General features: G+C 74.6%; 14 protein-coding genes. 8 read left to right on the forward strand and 6 right to left on the reverse strand.

Features of this window, described 5'->3' with window-relative positions; all coding sequences use genetic code 11:
* The 5 genes from ACFP2E_RS09955 to ACFP2E_RS09975 form a co-directional block, all read left to right on the forward strand.
* Positions 1-752 (forward strand): type II secretion system F family protein (locus tag ACFP2E_RS09955; RefSeq protein WP_378539327.1); only part of this gene is annotated, 752 nt, incomplete at its 5' end.
* 230 nt (positions 753-982) lie between these two features.
* Entirely contained in the window at positions 983-1,522 is a 540-nt protein-coding gene (locus ACFP2E_RS09960; protein ID WP_378522448.1) for a type II secretion system F family protein, read from the forward strand.
* A gap of 154 nt (positions 1,523-1,676) precedes the next feature.
* Positions 1,677-1,916, forward strand: coding sequence for a DUF4244 domain-containing protein (locus tag ACFP2E_RS09965; protein WP_378522449.1), 240 nt, complete (start codon positions 1,677-1,679; stop codon positions 1,914-1,916).
* The gene (locus tag ACFP2E_RS09970; RefSeq protein ID WP_378522450.1) at positions 1,913-2,278 is read left to right on the forward strand and encodes a TadE family type IV pilus minor pilin; all 366 of its coding nucleotides are present in this window, start codon (positions 1,913-1,915) and stop codon (positions 2,276-2,278) included. Before ACFP2E_RS09965 ends, ACFP2E_RS09970 begins: the two co-directional genes overlap by 4 nt.
* Complete coding sequence (locus tag ACFP2E_RS09975) at positions 2,275-2,637, forward strand: Rv3654c family TadE-like protein (RefSeq protein WP_378522451.1); 363 nt, start codon at positions 2,275-2,277, stop codon at positions 2,635-2,637. Before ACFP2E_RS09970 ends, ACFP2E_RS09975 begins: the two co-directional genes overlap by 4 nt.
* A gap of 21 nt (positions 2,638-2,658) precedes the next feature.
* On the opposite strand, the gene ACFP2E_RS09980 is transcribed toward ACFP2E_RS09975, so the two are convergent.
* Both ACFP2E_RS09980 and ACFP2E_RS09985 read right to left on the reverse strand, forming a co-directional pair.
* A complete protein-coding gene (locus tag ACFP2E_RS09980) occupies positions 2,659-3,087 on the reverse strand; it encodes a hypothetical protein (RefSeq protein ID WP_378522452.1) in 429 nt (142 codons plus the stop codon).
* A 24-nt stretch (positions 3,088-3,111) separates the two neighbouring features.
* On the reverse strand, positions 3,112-5,499 hold the full coding sequence (locus ACFP2E_RS09985) for a DEAD/DEAH box helicase (RefSeq protein WP_378522453.1): 2,388 nt from the start codon (positions 5,497-5,499) through the stop codon (positions 3,112-3,114).
* A gap of 197 nt (positions 5,500-5,696) precedes the next feature.
* Between ACFP2E_RS09985 and ACFP2E_RS09990 the strand changes: the two genes are divergently transcribed.
* Positions 5,697-6,035, forward strand: coding sequence for an anti-sigma factor antagonist (locus tag ACFP2E_RS09990; protein WP_378522454.1), 339 nt, complete (start codon positions 5,697-5,699; stop codon positions 6,033-6,035).
* Positions 6,036-6,268: 233 nt separating this feature from the next.
* On the forward strand, positions 6,269-8,704 hold the full coding sequence (locus ACFP2E_RS09995; RefSeq protein WP_378522455.1) for a sodium-translocating pyrophosphatase: 2,436 nt from the start codon (positions 6,269-6,271) through the stop codon (positions 8,702-8,704).
* Between the two features lie 73 nt (positions 8,705-8,777).
* Here ACFP2E_RS09995 and ACFP2E_RS10000 read toward each other — a convergent pair whose 3' ends face one another.
* Positions 8,778-10,787 (reverse strand): fused MFS/spermidine synthase, encoded by a 2,010-nt coding sequence (locus ACFP2E_RS10000; RefSeq protein ID WP_378522456.1) that lies wholly within the window; start codon positions 10,785-10,787, stop codon positions 8,778-8,780.
* A gap of 73 nt (positions 10,788-10,860) precedes the next feature.
* Between ACFP2E_RS10000 and ACFP2E_RS10005 the strand changes: the two genes are divergently transcribed.
* Positions 10,861-12,345 (forward strand): methyltransferase, encoded by a 1,485-nt coding sequence (locus tag ACFP2E_RS10005; protein ID WP_378522457.1) that lies wholly within the window; start codon positions 10,861-10,863, stop codon positions 12,343-12,345.
* On the opposite strand, the gene ACFP2E_RS10010 is transcribed toward ACFP2E_RS10005, so the two are convergent.
* The 3 genes from ACFP2E_RS10010 to ACFP2E_RS10020 all read right to left on the reverse strand — a co-directional run bounded on the left by ACFP2E_RS10010 (position 12,342) and on the right by ACFP2E_RS10020 (position 14,609).
* Entirely contained in the window at positions 12,342-13,103 is a 762-nt protein-coding gene (locus tag ACFP2E_RS10010; protein ID WP_378522458.1) for a hypothetical protein, read from the reverse strand. The two genes, ACFP2E_RS10005 and ACFP2E_RS10010, sit on opposite strands and share 4 nt — an antisense overlap.
* Positions 13,104-13,107: 4 nt before the next feature.
* The gene (locus ACFP2E_RS10015; RefSeq protein WP_378522459.1) at positions 13,108-13,581 is read right to left on the reverse strand and encodes an RNA polymerase sigma factor; all 474 of its coding nucleotides are present in this window, start codon (positions 13,579-13,581) and stop codon (positions 13,108-13,110) included.
* 224 nt (positions 13,582-13,805) lie between these two features.
* A complete protein-coding gene (locus tag ACFP2E_RS10020; RefSeq protein WP_378522460.1) occupies positions 13,806-14,609 on the reverse strand; it encodes a hypothetical protein in 804 nt (267 codons plus the stop codon).
* Positions 14,610-14,696: the final 87 nt, after the last annotated feature.

Raw genomic sequence — 14,696 nt, forward strand, 5'->3', positions numbered from 1 at the left:
GGGCCGTCGCCGTGGCGCTGGCCGTGCCACCCGCCCCGTTGCGGCTGCGCTCTCCGCCGCGAGGGTCCGCCGTCCTCCGGCCGGTGCTCCTCGCGGGCGTCCCGCTGGCCGCCTGGTTGACAGTCCTGACGCCCGCCGACGGCGCGCTCGTCGCCATCGCCGGCGGCGTTGCCCTCGGCATCGGCGCGCTCGCGCGGCGGCGACGCCGCCGACGACGGGCCCAGGCGGTAGCCGGGCGGGTCGCCGAGTGCTGCGAGGCCCTCGGTGCGGAGCTGCGCGCCGGCCAACCCCCCGGGCACGCGCTGCGCCACGCCGTACGGGTCTGGCCGCCGCTGCGGCCCGTCGCCGAGTGCTTCGACCTCGGCGGGGACGTGCCCGCCGCGCTGCGGGCGCTGGCCGGCCACCCCGGGGCCGAGGACCTCCGGCTGCTCGCCGGCGCGTGGTCGATCGCCCACCGCACCGGCCACGGCCTCGCCGGCGCCGTCGAGCGGTGCGCGGCGGCGCTCCGGGCGGACCGGGCGACCCGCCTCGTCGTGGCCGGCGAGCTGGCCTCGGCCCGGTCCACGGCCCGGCTGGTGGCCGGCCTGCCCTTGCTGGCCCTCGCGATGGGCGCGGGGTCCGGGGCGGACCCCTTCGGCTTCCTGCTGCGCAGCCCCGCCGGCCTCGTGTGCCTGGCCGCGGGGTGCGCCGTCGGCCTCGCCGGCCTGTGGTGGCTCGAGGCCATCGCCGACGGGGTGGAGGCCGGGGCGTGACGGCCGCCGTCCAGGTGACCGGGTTGCTCCCGGGGCCGGGGTCGTCGTCCGTGCTGTGCGGGGTAGCCGTCGGGGCCGTCGTCCTCCTGCTGGCCGCCGGAACACCCCGGCTCGCAGCTGCTCCGGGCGGTGGTCCCGACCCTGCGGGAGTGCCTCGGCCGGATCAGGGGAGAGGAGACCGTCGCCGGGGGTGGTCGGCCGGACTCGCCGGGCTCGGTGCAGCGCTCTTCGTGGGCGGTCCGCTCGCCCCCGTCGTCGGACTGCTCGCGGCCGCGGCCGCGTGGTGGTGGCTGGGCCGGGTCGAGCCCGCCGCGGTGCGGCGCGAGCGGGCCGCGGTTCGGCGCGACCTACCGCACCTCGTCCACCTGCTCGGGGCGTCGCTGCGGTCGGGTGCAGCTCCGGCGTCCGCCCTGCGGCTCGTGTGTGCGGCCCTGCCCGGGCCCGCCGCGACGCGGCTGCGCCCCCTCGCCGAGCAGCTCGCGCTGGGCGCGGACCCGGCCCTCGTCTGGGGCTCGCTCGCCCGCGACGAGGTCCTCGGCCCGCTGGGCCGGGCACTGGCCCGCTCGCACCAGACGGGAGCGTCGGTGGTGGCCGCGGTCGACCGGCTCGGCGAGGACCTCGCCGCGTCGGCCCGGGCCGAGGTCGAGCACCGGGCGAGGGCTGTGGGCGTGCGGGCCGCGCTCCCGCTGGGGCTCTGCCTGCTCCCGAGCTTCCTGCTGCTCGGGATCGTCCCGCTGGTCGCGGGGCTGGTCTCGGGGCTCGCGGAGTGAGCCCACCGGGCCCGGACGGGCCAGTGGCCGTCCACCGGCGGCGGTGTCACTGCCCGGGTCCACAGTCGGCCGACCTGCGCCGGCGCGCGGGCGGTCGGCTCGGCGAGGGTCGGTGCCGAGCGGCCGCACCAGGCGGCCCGTCGAGGAGGACCCGATGGCGGACCAGCACCACGACCAGCACCCCGACCAGCACCCCGACCAGCACCCCGACCAGCACCCCGCCCACTCGTCCCGTCGGGGCGAGCGGGGCATCACCACCGCCGAGTACGCCGTCGGCACCGCGGCGGGCGCCGGCCTCGCCGGGCTGCTCTACAAGATGCTCACCGGGGGCTTCGGCGACCAGCTCCTCACGTCCCTGTTCGACCACGTGCTCGGCCTGCTGGGCATCGGATGACCCGGCACCGGGACGAGCGGGGCGCGGCGACGGCGGAGCTCGCCTTGACGCTGCCCCTGCTCGTCGCGGTGACGGCCTCGCTCGCCTGGCTGCTCGCCGTCGGTGCCGCCCAGGTCCGGGTCGTCGACGCGGCGCGGGAGACCGCCCGGGCCGTCGCCCGGGGGGACAGTCCGGCCGACGCCGTGGCCCACGGCCGGCGCGTAGCCCCGGCGGGCGTGACCGTCGAGGTCACCGCGGTGACCTCCTCCGAGGTCCGGGTCGTCGCCAGCGGCGAGGTCGCCGGTCCGGGCGGCCTGCTCGTGGCGCTGCCCGGCGCCACGCTCCGCGCGGAGGCGGTCGCAGCCGTCGAGGACCCCGGGTGAGTCGGGAGCGCCGTCACCCGGAGCACGGCTCGGCGACGCTGGCCGCCACCACCTTCCTGGCGGTGCTGCTCCTGCTCGGCGTCGCCCTCGGGACGGTCGCCGCGATGGTGCGGGCGCACCACGTCGCCGAGTCCGCCGCCGACCTGAGTGCGCTGGCGGGGGCGGTGGCGCTGCGCGACGGCGGGGCTGCGTGCCCGGCAGCCGCCCGGGTCGCCGCCGCCAACGGCGCGGAGCTCACCGACTGCCGGTCGGCGGGGGCCGTGGTGGAGGTGACGGTGACCGTCACCGGGCCCTCCTGGCCGGGCGGGCTGGGTCCCGGTGCGGACCTCGCCGCCCGGGCTCGGGCCGGACCCGGCTGAGCCGTGCTGGCGCGCCCGGGCTCAGCCTCGGTCGTCGGCGCCGCTCGGCTCGCTCGGCTTCTGGTGACGGCCGTGCGCATCGTCGGCGTCGTCGCCCCCGTCGGAAGGGGCGGTCGTGCGACGGTGGCCGTCGCCGGACGGGGCGGCCTCGTCCGTGCTGCTGGTTCCGGCGCGCTTCTCCCCGGTCCGGCCGGGCTCCGCGTGGTCGAGCTTCTTCGACAGCTCCGCCAGCTGCTTGCGCTCGCGACGGCGCTGCATCGCGCGGCGTACGCCGAACTTCGCGAAGGACCAGCCCCAGAGGACGGCAGCGCCGGCGGCGACGCCGATCACGAACAGCACCGCCGCGCTGGTCTCGTAGCCCAGCAGCTCGACCGGGCCCTCGCTGCTCGTGACGCCAGCGAGGATCGCGAGCAGCCCGAGGACGATGAGGAGCAGACCGAGGACCACCATGCTTCGAATCTACTCCCGGGCGGGCTACCGCGGGGTCGCCGGCGCCGACTGCTCCGGCAGCGTGTCGGCGGTCGCGAGCAGGGCGTCGAGCAGCCTGACCGCGCCCTGCTTGTCGAGCGGGTTGTTCTGGTTGCCGCACTTGGGGGACTGGATGCAGGAGGGACACCCTTCTACGCACCCGCAGGACTCGATGGCCTCCCGGGTGGCGGTCAGCCAGGTCCTGGCGGTGCGGAAGCCGCGCTCGGAGAACCCGGCACCGCCCGCGTGTCCGTCGTAGACGAAGACGGTGAGCCGGCCGGTGTCGGGGTGCACCGCGGTGGAGACGCCACCGATGTCCCAACGGTCGCAGGTGGCGAAGAGCGGCAGCAGTCCGATCGAGCAGTGCTCCGCTGCGTGGGCGGCCCCCGGCAGGTCGGCCGGCAGCAGCGCGGCGTCGGCCAGCACCTCGTCGGGCACCGTCCACCAGACCGCGGTGGTGCGCAGCGAGCGGACCGGCAGTTCGAGCGGCTCCTCGGCGACGACCTCCCCTGACGGCTGGCGCCGCTTGAGGAACGACACGACCTGGTGGGAGACGTCGACCTCGCCGAGGGCGAGCCGGCAGGGACCCCACGTGCGGTGCTCCCGCTCGCCGACGACGGTGATGTCGGTGACCTCGCGGGCGGTCGTGGAGTAGTCGAGCTCCGCCGGGTTGATCACGGCGACGTGCTCTGTGAGGTCGAGTGACTCGACGAGCCAGGTCTCGCCCCGGTGTACGTAGACCGCGCCCGGGTGGGCCGTGGCGTGCGAGCTCGAGGCGTCGACGGTCCCGACGACGCGGCCGGTCACGGCCTCGACGAGCTGGACCGGCGACCCGCCGGTCGAGCGGATGTCGGCCAGGTCGGAGGGGCGGCGCCGGTCGGTCCAGAACCAGCCGCGCGGTCGACGCCGCAGCAGCCCGCTGTCGGTCAGCTGGTCGACGACCTCACGGGCGGTCGGGCCGAACAGCTCGAGGTCGGCCTCGGCGAGGGGGATCTCGTGGGCGGCGGCGCACAGGTGCGGGCCGAGGACGTAGGGGTTGCCGGGGTCGAAGACCGTGGCCTCGACCGGCCGTCCGAACAGCGCCTCGGGATGGTGGACCAGGTAGGTGTCGAGCGGGTCGTCTCGCGCCACCAGCACCGCGAGCGCGTCCTGCGCGCCGCGGCCGGCCCGGCCGACCTGCTGCCACAGCGCCGCGCGGGTGCCGGGGAAGCCGGCCATCAGCACGGCGTCGAGGCCGCTGACGTCGATACCGAGCTCGAGCGCGTTGGTGGCCGCGAGACCGGTGAGCTCGCCGCGACGCAACGCCTCCTCGAGCGCGCGTCGCTCCTCGGGCAGGTAGCCGCCGCGGTACGCCGCCACGCGCGGCGGCAGCGACGGGTCGACCTCGGCCAGCAGCTGACGGGCGCTGAGCGCGATCTGCTCGGCCCCGCGGCGGGAGCGGACGAAGGCGAGGGTGCGGACGTCCTCGGCGACCAGGTCGGCCAGCAGGTCGGCCGACTCGGACGAGGCTGCCCTGCGGACGGGGGCGCCGTTCTCCCCGACGAACGAGGTGAAGGGGGGCTCCCACAGCGCGAGTGCGACCTGCCCGCGCGGGGAGCCGTCGTCGGTCACGGCGACGCAGTCGAGTCCCGTGAGCCGGTCGGCGGTGGTCGCCGGGTCGGCCACCGTCGCGGAGGCGAGGACGAAGGTGGGGGAGGCGCCGTACCTCGCGCAGATCCGGCGTAGCCGGCGCAGCACCTGTGCCACGTGCGCACCGAAGACCCCGCGGTAGTGGTGGCACTCGTCGACGACGACGTAGCGCAGCGAGCCGAGGAAGCCCGCCCACCGGCTGTGGCCGGGCAGCAGCGACCGGTGAAGCATGTCGGGGTTGGTGAGGACGTACTCCGCGTGGTCGCGGGCCCAGTCCCGCTGCTCGCGCGGGCTGTCGCCGTCGTGGGTGGTGATGCGGGTGTCGAGCCCGAGCGAGGCGAGCGCCTGCAGCTGGTCGTGGGCGAGCGCCTTGGTCGGGGCGACGTAGAGGACGGTGGCCCCCCGCTCGCCTCGGCGACCGCGCGACTCGTGGACGGCGGTGAGCGCCGGCAGCTGGTAGGCCAGCGACTTGCCGGAGGCGGTGCCGGTGGCGACCACGACGTGGCGGCCGGCGTGGGCGGCCTCGGCCGCCTCGGCCTGGTGTCGCCACGGCCGCGACACGCCGCGACGCGCCCAGGCGTCGACGAGGATCTCCGGGGTCCACGCCGGCCAGTCGACGGACGACGCCTCCCGGGGCGGCAGCACCTCGAGGTGCGTGAGCCGGTCCTCCCGGCCCGGCACCGCGGCCAGGCGGTCCACGAGGTCGCGCAGCGGCGGCACCGACAGCGCTGGCCGGTGCGCTGGTCGGGGACGGGCTGGCTCCACGGGGCGAAGTCTGGCAAAGCCTGGGGACACCCCGGCCGCCGTGCCCGGACTGGCGGGGGTATGGTCGACGAACACGCTCGAGGCCAAGTAGAGGCGCCGGGGCCTCTCATCTGGTTTGATATTCCCGGTAGAGCATCCGGCGCTGATGCCACGGTGGTTTCGGCACCTGCATCACCAGCGCCCCAAGGGGAGAGACAGTGGACCTGACGCTTGCGACTCGCGAGGTCGATGGCAAGACGATCGTTGCCGTCGGCGGCGAGATCGACGTCTACACCGCCCCCAAGCTCCGCGACAAGATCACCGAGCTTGTGGCCGCAGGTGTCTATGACCTCGTCGTCGACATGGGTGAGGTCGAGTTCCTCGACTCGACCGGTCTCGGGGTCCTCGTCGGCGGCCTGAAGAAGGTGCGTGCCCATGACGGGTCGCTCCAGCTCGTGTGCAGCCAGGACCGGCTGCTCAAGATCTTCCGCATCACCGGCCTCGCGAAGGTGTTCGTGATCCACGAGTCGGCGGACGAGGCGCTCGCGGCCCACTGAGGCCGCCGCCCTCCCCCAGGTCGACCCCTGGTCGGTCTCGCCTGCCCGCGACCCGTGGCAGAAGGTCACGGGTCGCTTCCTCCGTCCCCGGACTCCGGTGCGGGGCGTGCTCGCGTCGCCGATTTCCGGGAAGACGTGTGGCGCGCCTCACACCTACGTGTCCCCGGGGGTGGGCCCGTGCGTAGACTCCGCGACGTTCGCTCGTGATCTGAGTCACTCCCAGGAGGAAGCACATGACCGGGATCCATCCCGCCGTCGTGGACGTCTCCGGAGGCAACCTCGTCCTGGTCATCGTCGTCACCCTGATCGCGCTGGGCGCGCTCGGGATGGCGTGGATGTTCCGCCAGGAGGTACTTGCCGCCGGCGAGGGCACCGACAACATGAAGAACATCGCCCATGCGGTCCAGGAGGGCGCCAACGCCTACCTGACCCGGCAGTTCCGGACGCTCGGCATCTTCGCCGCGGTGGCGTTCTTCCTGCTGCTGGCGCTCCCAGCCGACGATGCCGTGATCCGGATCTTCCGGTCCATCGCGTTCCTGTTCGGCGCCGGCTTCTCGGCCGCCATCGGCTACCTCGGCATGTGGCTGGCCGTGCGGGCCAACCTGCGCGTGGCTGCCGCCGCGGAGTCCGAGGGCCGCGACCCCGCCATGAACATCGGCTTCCGCACCGGCGCCGTGGTCGGCATGGCCACCGTCGGCCTGGGCCTCCTGGGCGCCAGCCTCGTGGTCCTCTTCTTCCAGGGCGACGCCCCGATCGTGCTCGAGGGCTTCGGCTTCGGTGCGGCGCTGCTCGCCATGTTCATGCGAGTCGGCGGCGGCATCTTCACCAAGGCCGCCGACGTCGGCGCCGACCTCGTCGGCAAGGTCGAGAACAACATCCCCGAGGACGACCCGCGCAACGCGGCGACGATCGCCGACAACGTCGGCGACAACGTCGGCGACTGCGCCGGCATGGCCGCCGACCTCTTCGAGTCGTACGCCGTCACCTTGGTCGCCGCGCTGATCCTCGGCTCGCAGGCCTTCGGCGACAAGGGCCTCGTCTTCCCGCTGCTGATCCCCGCCATCGGTGCGCTCACCGCGGTGGCCGGCGTCTACCTCTGCCGCCCCCGGGCCGGCGAGAACGGCCTGACCACCATCAACCGCGCGTTCTACCTGTCTGCGGGCATCGCTGCGATCGCCAGCCTCGTGCTGTCGTTCGTCTACCTGCCCACCAGCTTCGGTGAGCTCGAGGGTGCCGGCACCAGCGCGCTCGACCGGCTGACCCAGGCCCCCGACGGCAACCCGGCGCTGATCGCCGCGCTCGCGGTCGTGATCGGCATCGTGCTGGCAGCGGTCATCCTGAGCCTCACCGGCTACTTCACCGGCACCGACCACCGTCCCGTCAAGGACGTCGGCCGCACCTCGCTGACCGGTCCCGCGACGGTGATCCTGTCGGGTCTCTCGGTCGGCTTCGAGTCCGCCGTCTACACCACGCTCGTCATCGGCGCGGCCGTGTTCGGTGCGTTCCTGCTCGGCGGCGGCGCGCTCTCCGTGGCGCTGTTCGCGGTGGCCCTCGCCGGCTGCGGCCTGCTGACCACGGTCGGCGTCATCGTGGCCATGGACACCTTCGGCCCGGTCTCGGACAACGCGCAGGGCATCGCCGAGATGTCCGGCGACGTCAGCCCGGCGGGCGCGCAGATCCTGACCGAGCTGGACGCGGTCGGGAACACCACCAAGGCCATCACCAAGGGCATCGCGATCTCGACCGCCGTGCTCGCGGCGAGCGCGCTGTTCGGCTCCTACATCGGCTCGGCCATCGAGGCCGCCGAGGAGGCCGAGCTGAGCAACCAGGAGGGCAGCGACTTCTTCACCGGCTTCTTCGTCTTCGCACCCGAGGTGCTCGTCGGCGTGCTGATCGGTGTCGCGGTCGTGTTCCTCTTCTCGGGCCTGGCGATCAACGCCGTCGGCCGCGCCGCCGGTGCGGTCGTGTTCGAGGTGCGCCGCCAGTTCCGCGAGATCCCCGGGATCATGGAGGGCACCGGGCGGCCGGAGTACGGCCGGGTGGTCGACATCGTCACCAAGGACTCGCTGCGCGAGCTCGCCACGCCCGGGATCCTCGCGATCTTCGCGCCGATCGCCGTCGGCTTCGGTCTCGGCGTCGGTCCGCTGGCGGGATTCCTGGCCGGCGCGATCGGTGCCGGCACCCTGATGGCGGTCTTCCTCGCCAACGCCGGTGGCGCCTGGGACAACGCGAAGAAGCTGGTCGAGGACGGCCACCACGGCGGCAAGGGGTCCGAGGCCCACTCGGCCACGGTCATCGGCGACACCGTCGGCGACCCGTTCAAGGACACCGCCGGCCCGGCCATCAACCCGCTGCTCAAGGTCATGAACCTCGTGTCGCTGCTGATCGTCGGCGCCGTGGTGTCCATGACCCTGGGTGCCGACGCCAACCGCGGGCTGTCCATCGCCATCTCGCTGGTCGCGACCGCGCTGATCGTGGCGGCGGTCGTCGTCTCCAAGCGCCGCTCCGCGGTCATCGGTGACGACGAGCCGGGCCAGCCGGCGGCACCCGCCGGCCCGGCCTCGCCGGCGAGCGAGCAGGCGGTCCCCGCGGGCTCCGGCGCCGGTCACGCGACCGGCGCGCACGGTGACCCGGCCCCGACGCAGCAGTTCGAGCCGCCGCGCCACTGACGGCCGGGCTCCCGTCGGGAGCGCATGAGGAGTGAGGACCCGTCCCGGGTGACCGGGGCGGGTCCTCCCCGTCTCACTGCAGCACGGAGAGGACCGACGCGTAGTCGTCGGTCCAGCGGACCCGCTCCTCGCCGGCTGGTCGCCACTCGGCCTGTCCGCGCAGCATCCGGGTGACCTCGAAGTCCGGCGTGAGAGCCACCCACGTGCTGGGCTTGGCTCCCGGGGTGTCCGCCCGGCTGGTCCCGACGCTCGCCGTCCAGCCCAGCTCCGCGGCGGCCGAGGCCAGGACCGGCTCGAGGTCGAAGAACCGGTTGCTGATGTGGACCAGCAGCACACCGTCAGGTGCCATCGCCTCGGCGTACTCCTCGACCGCCTCGCGGGTCAGGAGATGGACGGGGATGGAGTCCGAGCTGAAGGCGTCCAGCACCAGGAGGTCGTAGGTGCCGCGCGGCTGGTCGGCGAGGGCGAGCCGCCCGTCGCCGATGACCACCTCCACGTCGGCGTCGCTGTCGGCGAGGAAGCTGAACTGCAAGGCGTCCTGCGCAGTCGCCGCCACCTCCGCGTCGATCTCGAAGAAGGTGAAGCGCTCGCCCGCCTCGCCGTACGAAGCCATCGTGCCCACGCCGAGGCCGACGATGCCGACCTCGTCGAGCCGGTCACCTGTCGCCCGCATCACCCGGAACAGGTCGGCGCACGACCCCCGCGAGGCGTAGTAGGTCGTCGGGAGGGCGCGTTCCGCCCGGTCGCCCCGGAACTGGAGCCCGTGCACCGTGGTGCCGTGGACGAGGGTCCGGGAGTCGGCGTCGTCGACCACCTTGTAGGCGCCGTAGAAGGAGCGCATCCGGTCGACCGCGCCGTCGAGCTGGAGCTGGCTGGTCCACGCGGCCAGCGCCACCATCAGCCCCGTCGCCGCGAGCGGGTGCAACAGTCGCAAGACGGGCAGCCGCACGCGGGTGCCGAGCAGCAGCAGCGGCAGCACGGCCAGGACGAGCGGATACTCCCAGACCTGATCGAACACGACCGGCGCGACCAGGCCGTTGAGGAGGCCGCCGGCAGCGCCGCCGGCGGCGACCACGACGTAGAACAACGTGAGGTGGTCGGCGGCCGGACGGTCCGCCGCGAGCCGGCCGTGGGCTGCATACCCGGCGGCTCCGACCAACGCGACGTTCACCACGGCCGCCACCGCCAGCGTGCCCGGTCCCGCGGTCAGCAGCGCGGCCCCGCCGAGTCCGACCGCGAGCCAGCCTGCCCACACCGGCTGGGTGCGCGACGACCGCGCGAACGCCGCCACGAAGGTCGCCAGGTAGATCGCCAGCGGCACCACCCACAGCAGCGGGACCGGGGACAGGTCGGTGGAGAGGTGGGCGGTGACGCCGAGCATGAGGGACGACGGGACGAAAGCCAGGAGCCCCCACGACAGGATGCGGCGACCGCCGGGTGCCGGCGTGACCTCCAGCCGGACCAGTTCGGGCTCGCGGCCGGCCCGGATGGTGACGAGGGCGCACACCGTCATCAGCACGGCGTACGCGGCGAAGCCCAGGGACCACGCGAGTCGTTGCGCGCCCAGGGACAGCCAGCGCTCGACGACCAGGGGATAGGCGAGCAGGCCGACGAAGCTGCCGAGGTTGCTGGCCGCGAAGAGGAAGTAGGGGTCCTCGCCGCGGTCGCCGACCCAGGCGTACCACCGCTGGATCACCGGGCCGGTGCACGCGACCACGGCGAACGGCAGCCCCACCATCAGTGCCAGCGTGCGCAGCAACCACAGCGCGGGCTCGGCGTCGGGGCCCGGTTGCGCGCCGGCGGGCAGGGCGAGCGGCAGCACCAGCACCGGCGCCAGCAGCAACGCGAGCTGGACGCCCGGCTGGCGGCGATGTCCCCAGCGTCTCGTGGACCAGTGCGCCCAGAGGTAGGCCGCGAGCAGGACCACCTGGAAGAACAAGGAGGCGGTGCTCCACACCGTGGCCGAGCCGCCGTAGGACGGCAGCAGCAGCTTGGCGACCAGGGGCTGGACCACGAAGAGGAGCGCGGCCCCGAGGAAGGCCGTGACGAGGAACAGCATGGTGGTGCCCCGCCCGGTCCGCATGCGAGGGAGCCTAGGCGTTGCGGTCGCCCCTCCGCGGCATCTCTCCGAGGTGCCCGGGTCGTAGGGTCGGCGGATGACCGGAACCGACCTGACCCAGCGGCTGCGAGGCGCCCTCGAGGACGCCGGTTTCACCTACGACGGTGTCGCCGAGGTGCTGGGGCCGCTTGCCCACGACGCGCTGGCCCGCAACGAGACCGTGCCGGGGCTGCGCCGGACCGCGGGCGGCTCACCGGTGGAGACGCTGGTGCGGCTGTTCCTGCTGCAGGCCCCGGTGGCGCTGGGCGAGGCGGAGCGGGCGCTGCCCGGTCTCGTCGACCCGCTCTGCGCCGAGGGCATCCTCGAGCGCACGGTCGGCGAGGTGGCGGCCCGGCTGGACGTCCGGCCGTACGCCACCGACGGTCTCGACCTCTGGGTCGTCAGCGACCTGACGCCCGGCCTCGACGGCAGCCCGAACCGGGTCGGGACCGACCACGTGCTCGGCATCAGCCCGGCGTCCACCTCGCTGGCGCAGCTCACCATCCGCGACCAGGTCGGCAGCGCGTTGGACCTCGGCACCGGGTGCGGGGTGCAGGCGCTCCACCTGGCGGCGCACAGCGGCCGGGTCGTCGCCACCGACGTCAACGAGCGGGCGCTGCGGATCGCCCGGCTCAATGCCGCCCTCAACGGCTTCGACCGGATCGACGTGCGGGCGGGCTCCTTCTTCGAGCCGGTGCGCGGCGAGCGGTTCGACCTCATCGCCACCAACCCGCCGTTCGTGATCTCGCCCGCGACGGGGGAGCGGCTCGTCTACCGCGACTCGGGCCTGCCCGGCGACGAGGCCGTCGAGCACATCGTCCGCACCGCCCCGGACCACCTGGACGACGGCGGCTGGTGCCAGGTGCTGGCCAACTGGGTGATCGCCCGCGACATGCCGTGGGACGAGCGGCTGGGCGGCTGGCTGACCGACGACGTCGACGCGTTCACCGTCCAGCGCGAGGTCATGGACCCCGCGGCGTACGTCGAGCTCTGGCTCAAGGACGCCGGCCTGCACGGCGCCGCCGACTACCTGGAGCGCTACGACACCTGGCTGTCGTGGCTGGAGGAGCAGGGCGTCGAGGGGGTCGGTTTCGGCTGGCTGAACCTGCGCCGACGCGGGGGTGCGCCCGGCGGTGTTCCTGGGGCGCCGAACCACACGTTCCTGGAGTGGCCGCACGCCGTCGAGCAGCCGGTGGCCCCGGCCATCGCGGCCTGGGGTGCGGCGGTCCGGACGCCGGTCGAGCTCTCGTCGACGCTGGTGCGCCGCGAGGACGTCGTGCAGGAGACGGTCGGCGTCCCGGGGGCCGAGGACCCCAGCACCGTGGTGCTGCGCCAGCAGCGCGGCCTGATGCGGGCCCGGCAGGCCGACACCGTCGAGGCCGCCCTGGTGGGCGCCTGCGACGGCGACCTCGCCGTCGGCCAGATCCTCGACGCGCTCGCGCAGATCCTCGACGGTGACGTCGACGAGCTGCGCACGACCTACCTGCCGGTCGTGCGCGAGCTCGTCGACGAGGGCTTCCTGCTCGCGGGCCAGGGGGGCTAGCGGACCTCGCCGGCGAGGTCGAGGGTGCCCTTGCCCTCCTCGCTGCCGAGCGTGGCATCGACGACCTCAAGCGCCAGCACCGGTGCCGGGTCGCAGCCCACCTCGAGCACCCGGACGGTGCCCGTGGCCTCCGGCTGGTTGCTGGAGACCTCGTTGCCGCCCTTCCCGGAGTCCGGGTCGTTGACGAAGAGCACGAACGGGACCCTCTCGGAGTCTCCGTCGACAGGCAGCCGGAACGTCCGCCCCGTCCCGTCCTCGTCGCGCAGCTTGTCGACGACGCCCTCGAAGTAGACGAACGTCGTGACCGCCTGGGCCGCGTCGTCACCGGGGTTGTCGGCGCCCTCGACGCGCAGCGGGCTCGTCAGCCAGATCCGCCCGGCAGCCTTGCCCTGGGCGTTCTCCTCGCCGAACGGCGCCTCGCAGCTGACGGTCACGTCGTCGAACGCGACCGTCGACCCGTCGGGCCGGGTCAGCAGCAGCGTGCTCGTGGGACCTGTCGGACCGGCCGGAGCGAAGCCGGCCGGGGCGTCCTCGACGGTCACGTTGCCGCCGTCCCCACCGGGTCCGCCGGCGGCCCAGACCGCCGCCGAGCCGACGACGCCGGCCGTGACAGCCGCCGCCGTGCCGGCCAGTGCCGTACGCCGTCGCCGACGCGCCGTCACCCGGCGCGCGACCCGCTCCGCGGCGTCAGCCGGCGGCAACAGAGCCGTGCCCAGCCGCTCGTAGGAGCCCTTGATCAGCTCGTCCTCGTGGTTCATTCCCTCAGTCCTCTCGTCCCCGTGCCACCCGCAGCGGACCGTGCTCGCGGGCGTGCGCCCGCAGCCGCTCGGTCGCGCGGGAGAGCTGGCTCTTGACCGTGCCCTCCGAGCACCCCATCCGCTCGGCGATGCCGCGCACGTCGAGGTCCTCGACGTACCGGAGTGCCACCGCCGTGCGCTGTCGCGGTGAGAGGGTGGCCAACGCCTCGACCAGCCAGGGGTCCACGTCGCCGACGACCGGGACCGCCTGCTCGTCCCGGACACTCCCGAAGGGGAGCTCGCGCCGCAGCCGCCGGATCCGGTCGACGTTGAGCCGGACCATGACCGTCCGGGCGTACGCCGCCGGGTCGTCCACCCGGGACCGGCCCCAGCGCTCGCCCATCCGGGCGAGGGTCTCCTGGGTCAGGTCCCATGCGTCGTGCGGGTTGGCCGTCAGGGCGTGGGCGAGGCCGAGCAGCGGTCGGGTGTGGATCGACACGAACTCCGCGAAGTCCCTGTCGCCCCGGTCGTCCCGGTCGCCCGGGGGCCGCGGCCCCGGTCTGTCAGTCGGTGCGGTCGTGCGTGTCACCCGAGTTCCCCCTGTCGGCCGGGCGCTCGTCGCCCGGCATCGCGTCCCGAGAGGCCGTTCCCTCTCACCTTCGCCCTAGAGACGGGGGCGGGTGCCGGAACGTTGAGAAGGTCGCACAGATTCTTGCGCGAAGTTCAGCCCGTCGGCTCAGCGGCGGCCCGGGCCTCCTCGGCGCGGTCGCGGATCGCGACGAGCAGCCGCCGGGTGGACGAGGTCAGCAGCTCGGGGTGCCCGAGGGGGAGCAGGTCCGGCAGCCCGTGGGGCCGGAAGCCGGTGAAGAGTGCGAACCCGCGGAGCTCGCGCTGCACGCCGGCGCCGAGCGACGACATCGACGACGACAGCCCGAGCCGGTGCTGGACCGCGGTCTGGGTGATCCCGCGCCGGGTGAACAGGTCGTTGGCCTTGCCGACGGCCCAGCAGATCCCGCCCGCGAGCGCGGCCGCGCTGCGGGCCCTGCGCACGGCGTCCGGGCTCGCAGCCCAGACCAGCAGCAGCGCCCGGCGCAGCGCGATGGCGGCCTCGGCGTCGAAGAGCTCGTCGGCGACCCGCGCCAGCAGCGTGGCCGTCGCCTCGAGTCGCTGCCGGTCGGCGGGCGCCGCGTCGGGGAGCGCGAGCCCGCCGGGCACCAGCGGCGCGTCGTCGAGCGCCGCCAGCGCCCCGACCCCGCCCGCCACGTCGGACAGCCACGCCAGCGCTGCGTCGTACGGCGGCTCCGACGCCGGGGCCGGCCGGCAGGGACGGCGGCGCAGGTCGAGCTCGTCGGCGTGCCGCTGCCAGGGGCCGGCCTCGACGGGCTCGGACCAGACGTCGACCAGCCGTCCGTCGAGCAGCACCAGGTGGGTGATCCGGTCCAGCGGCCGTCGGTCGGTCGGGCGGGGCTCGTCCCAGGGGTCGAACGGGTGCGGGTCAGCGCCGAGGAGCGGGAAGGGCAGGGTCATCCGGGCCTCCGAGGGGTCGTGGGCCCACCACGCTGGCAGGGATCCCGCGGCTCCGCCGGGGTCCTCCACAGGGAGTGCCCGGGAGGT

This window comes from Nocardioides sp. GCM10027114, assembly GCF_042659625.1.
Classification (GTDB): Bacteria; Actinomycetota; Actinomycetes; order Propionibacteriales; family Nocardioidaceae; genus Nocardioides.

Bases quoted from the DNA above. Each gene is read 5' to 3' on its own strand.
- ACFP2E_RS09965 (WP_378522449.1), top strand. From the start codon at position 1,677: ATGGCGGACCAGCACCACGACCAGCACCCCGACCAGCACCCCGACCAG.
- ACFP2E_RS09970 (WP_378522450.1), top strand. From the start codon at position 1,913: ATGACCCGGCACCGGGACGAGCGGGGCGCGGCGACGGCGGAGCTCGCC.
- ACFP2E_RS09980 (WP_378522452.1), bottom strand. From the start codon at position 3,087: ATGGTGGTCCTCGGTCTGCTCCTCATCGTCCTCGGGCTGCTCGCGATC.
- ACFP2E_RS09995 (WP_378522455.1), top strand. From the start codon at position 6,269: ATGACCGGGATCCATCCCGCCGTCGTGGACGTCTCCGGAGGCAACCTC.
- ACFP2E_RS10000 (WP_378522456.1), bottom strand. From the start codon at position 10,787: ATGCGGACCGGGCGGGGCACCACCATGCTGTTCCTCGTCACGGCCTTC.
- ACFP2E_RS10005 (WP_378522457.1), top strand. From the start codon at position 10,861: ATGACCGGAACCGACCTGACCCAGCGGCTGCGAGGCGCCCTCGAGGAC.
- ACFP2E_RS10010 (WP_378522458.1), bottom strand. From the start codon at position 13,103: ATGAACCACGAGGACGAGCTGATCAAGGGCTCCTACGAGCGGCTGGGC.
- ACFP2E_RS10020 (WP_378522460.1), bottom strand. From the start codon at position 14,609: ATGACCCTGCCCTTCCCGCTCCTCGGCGCTGACCCGCACCCGTTCGAC.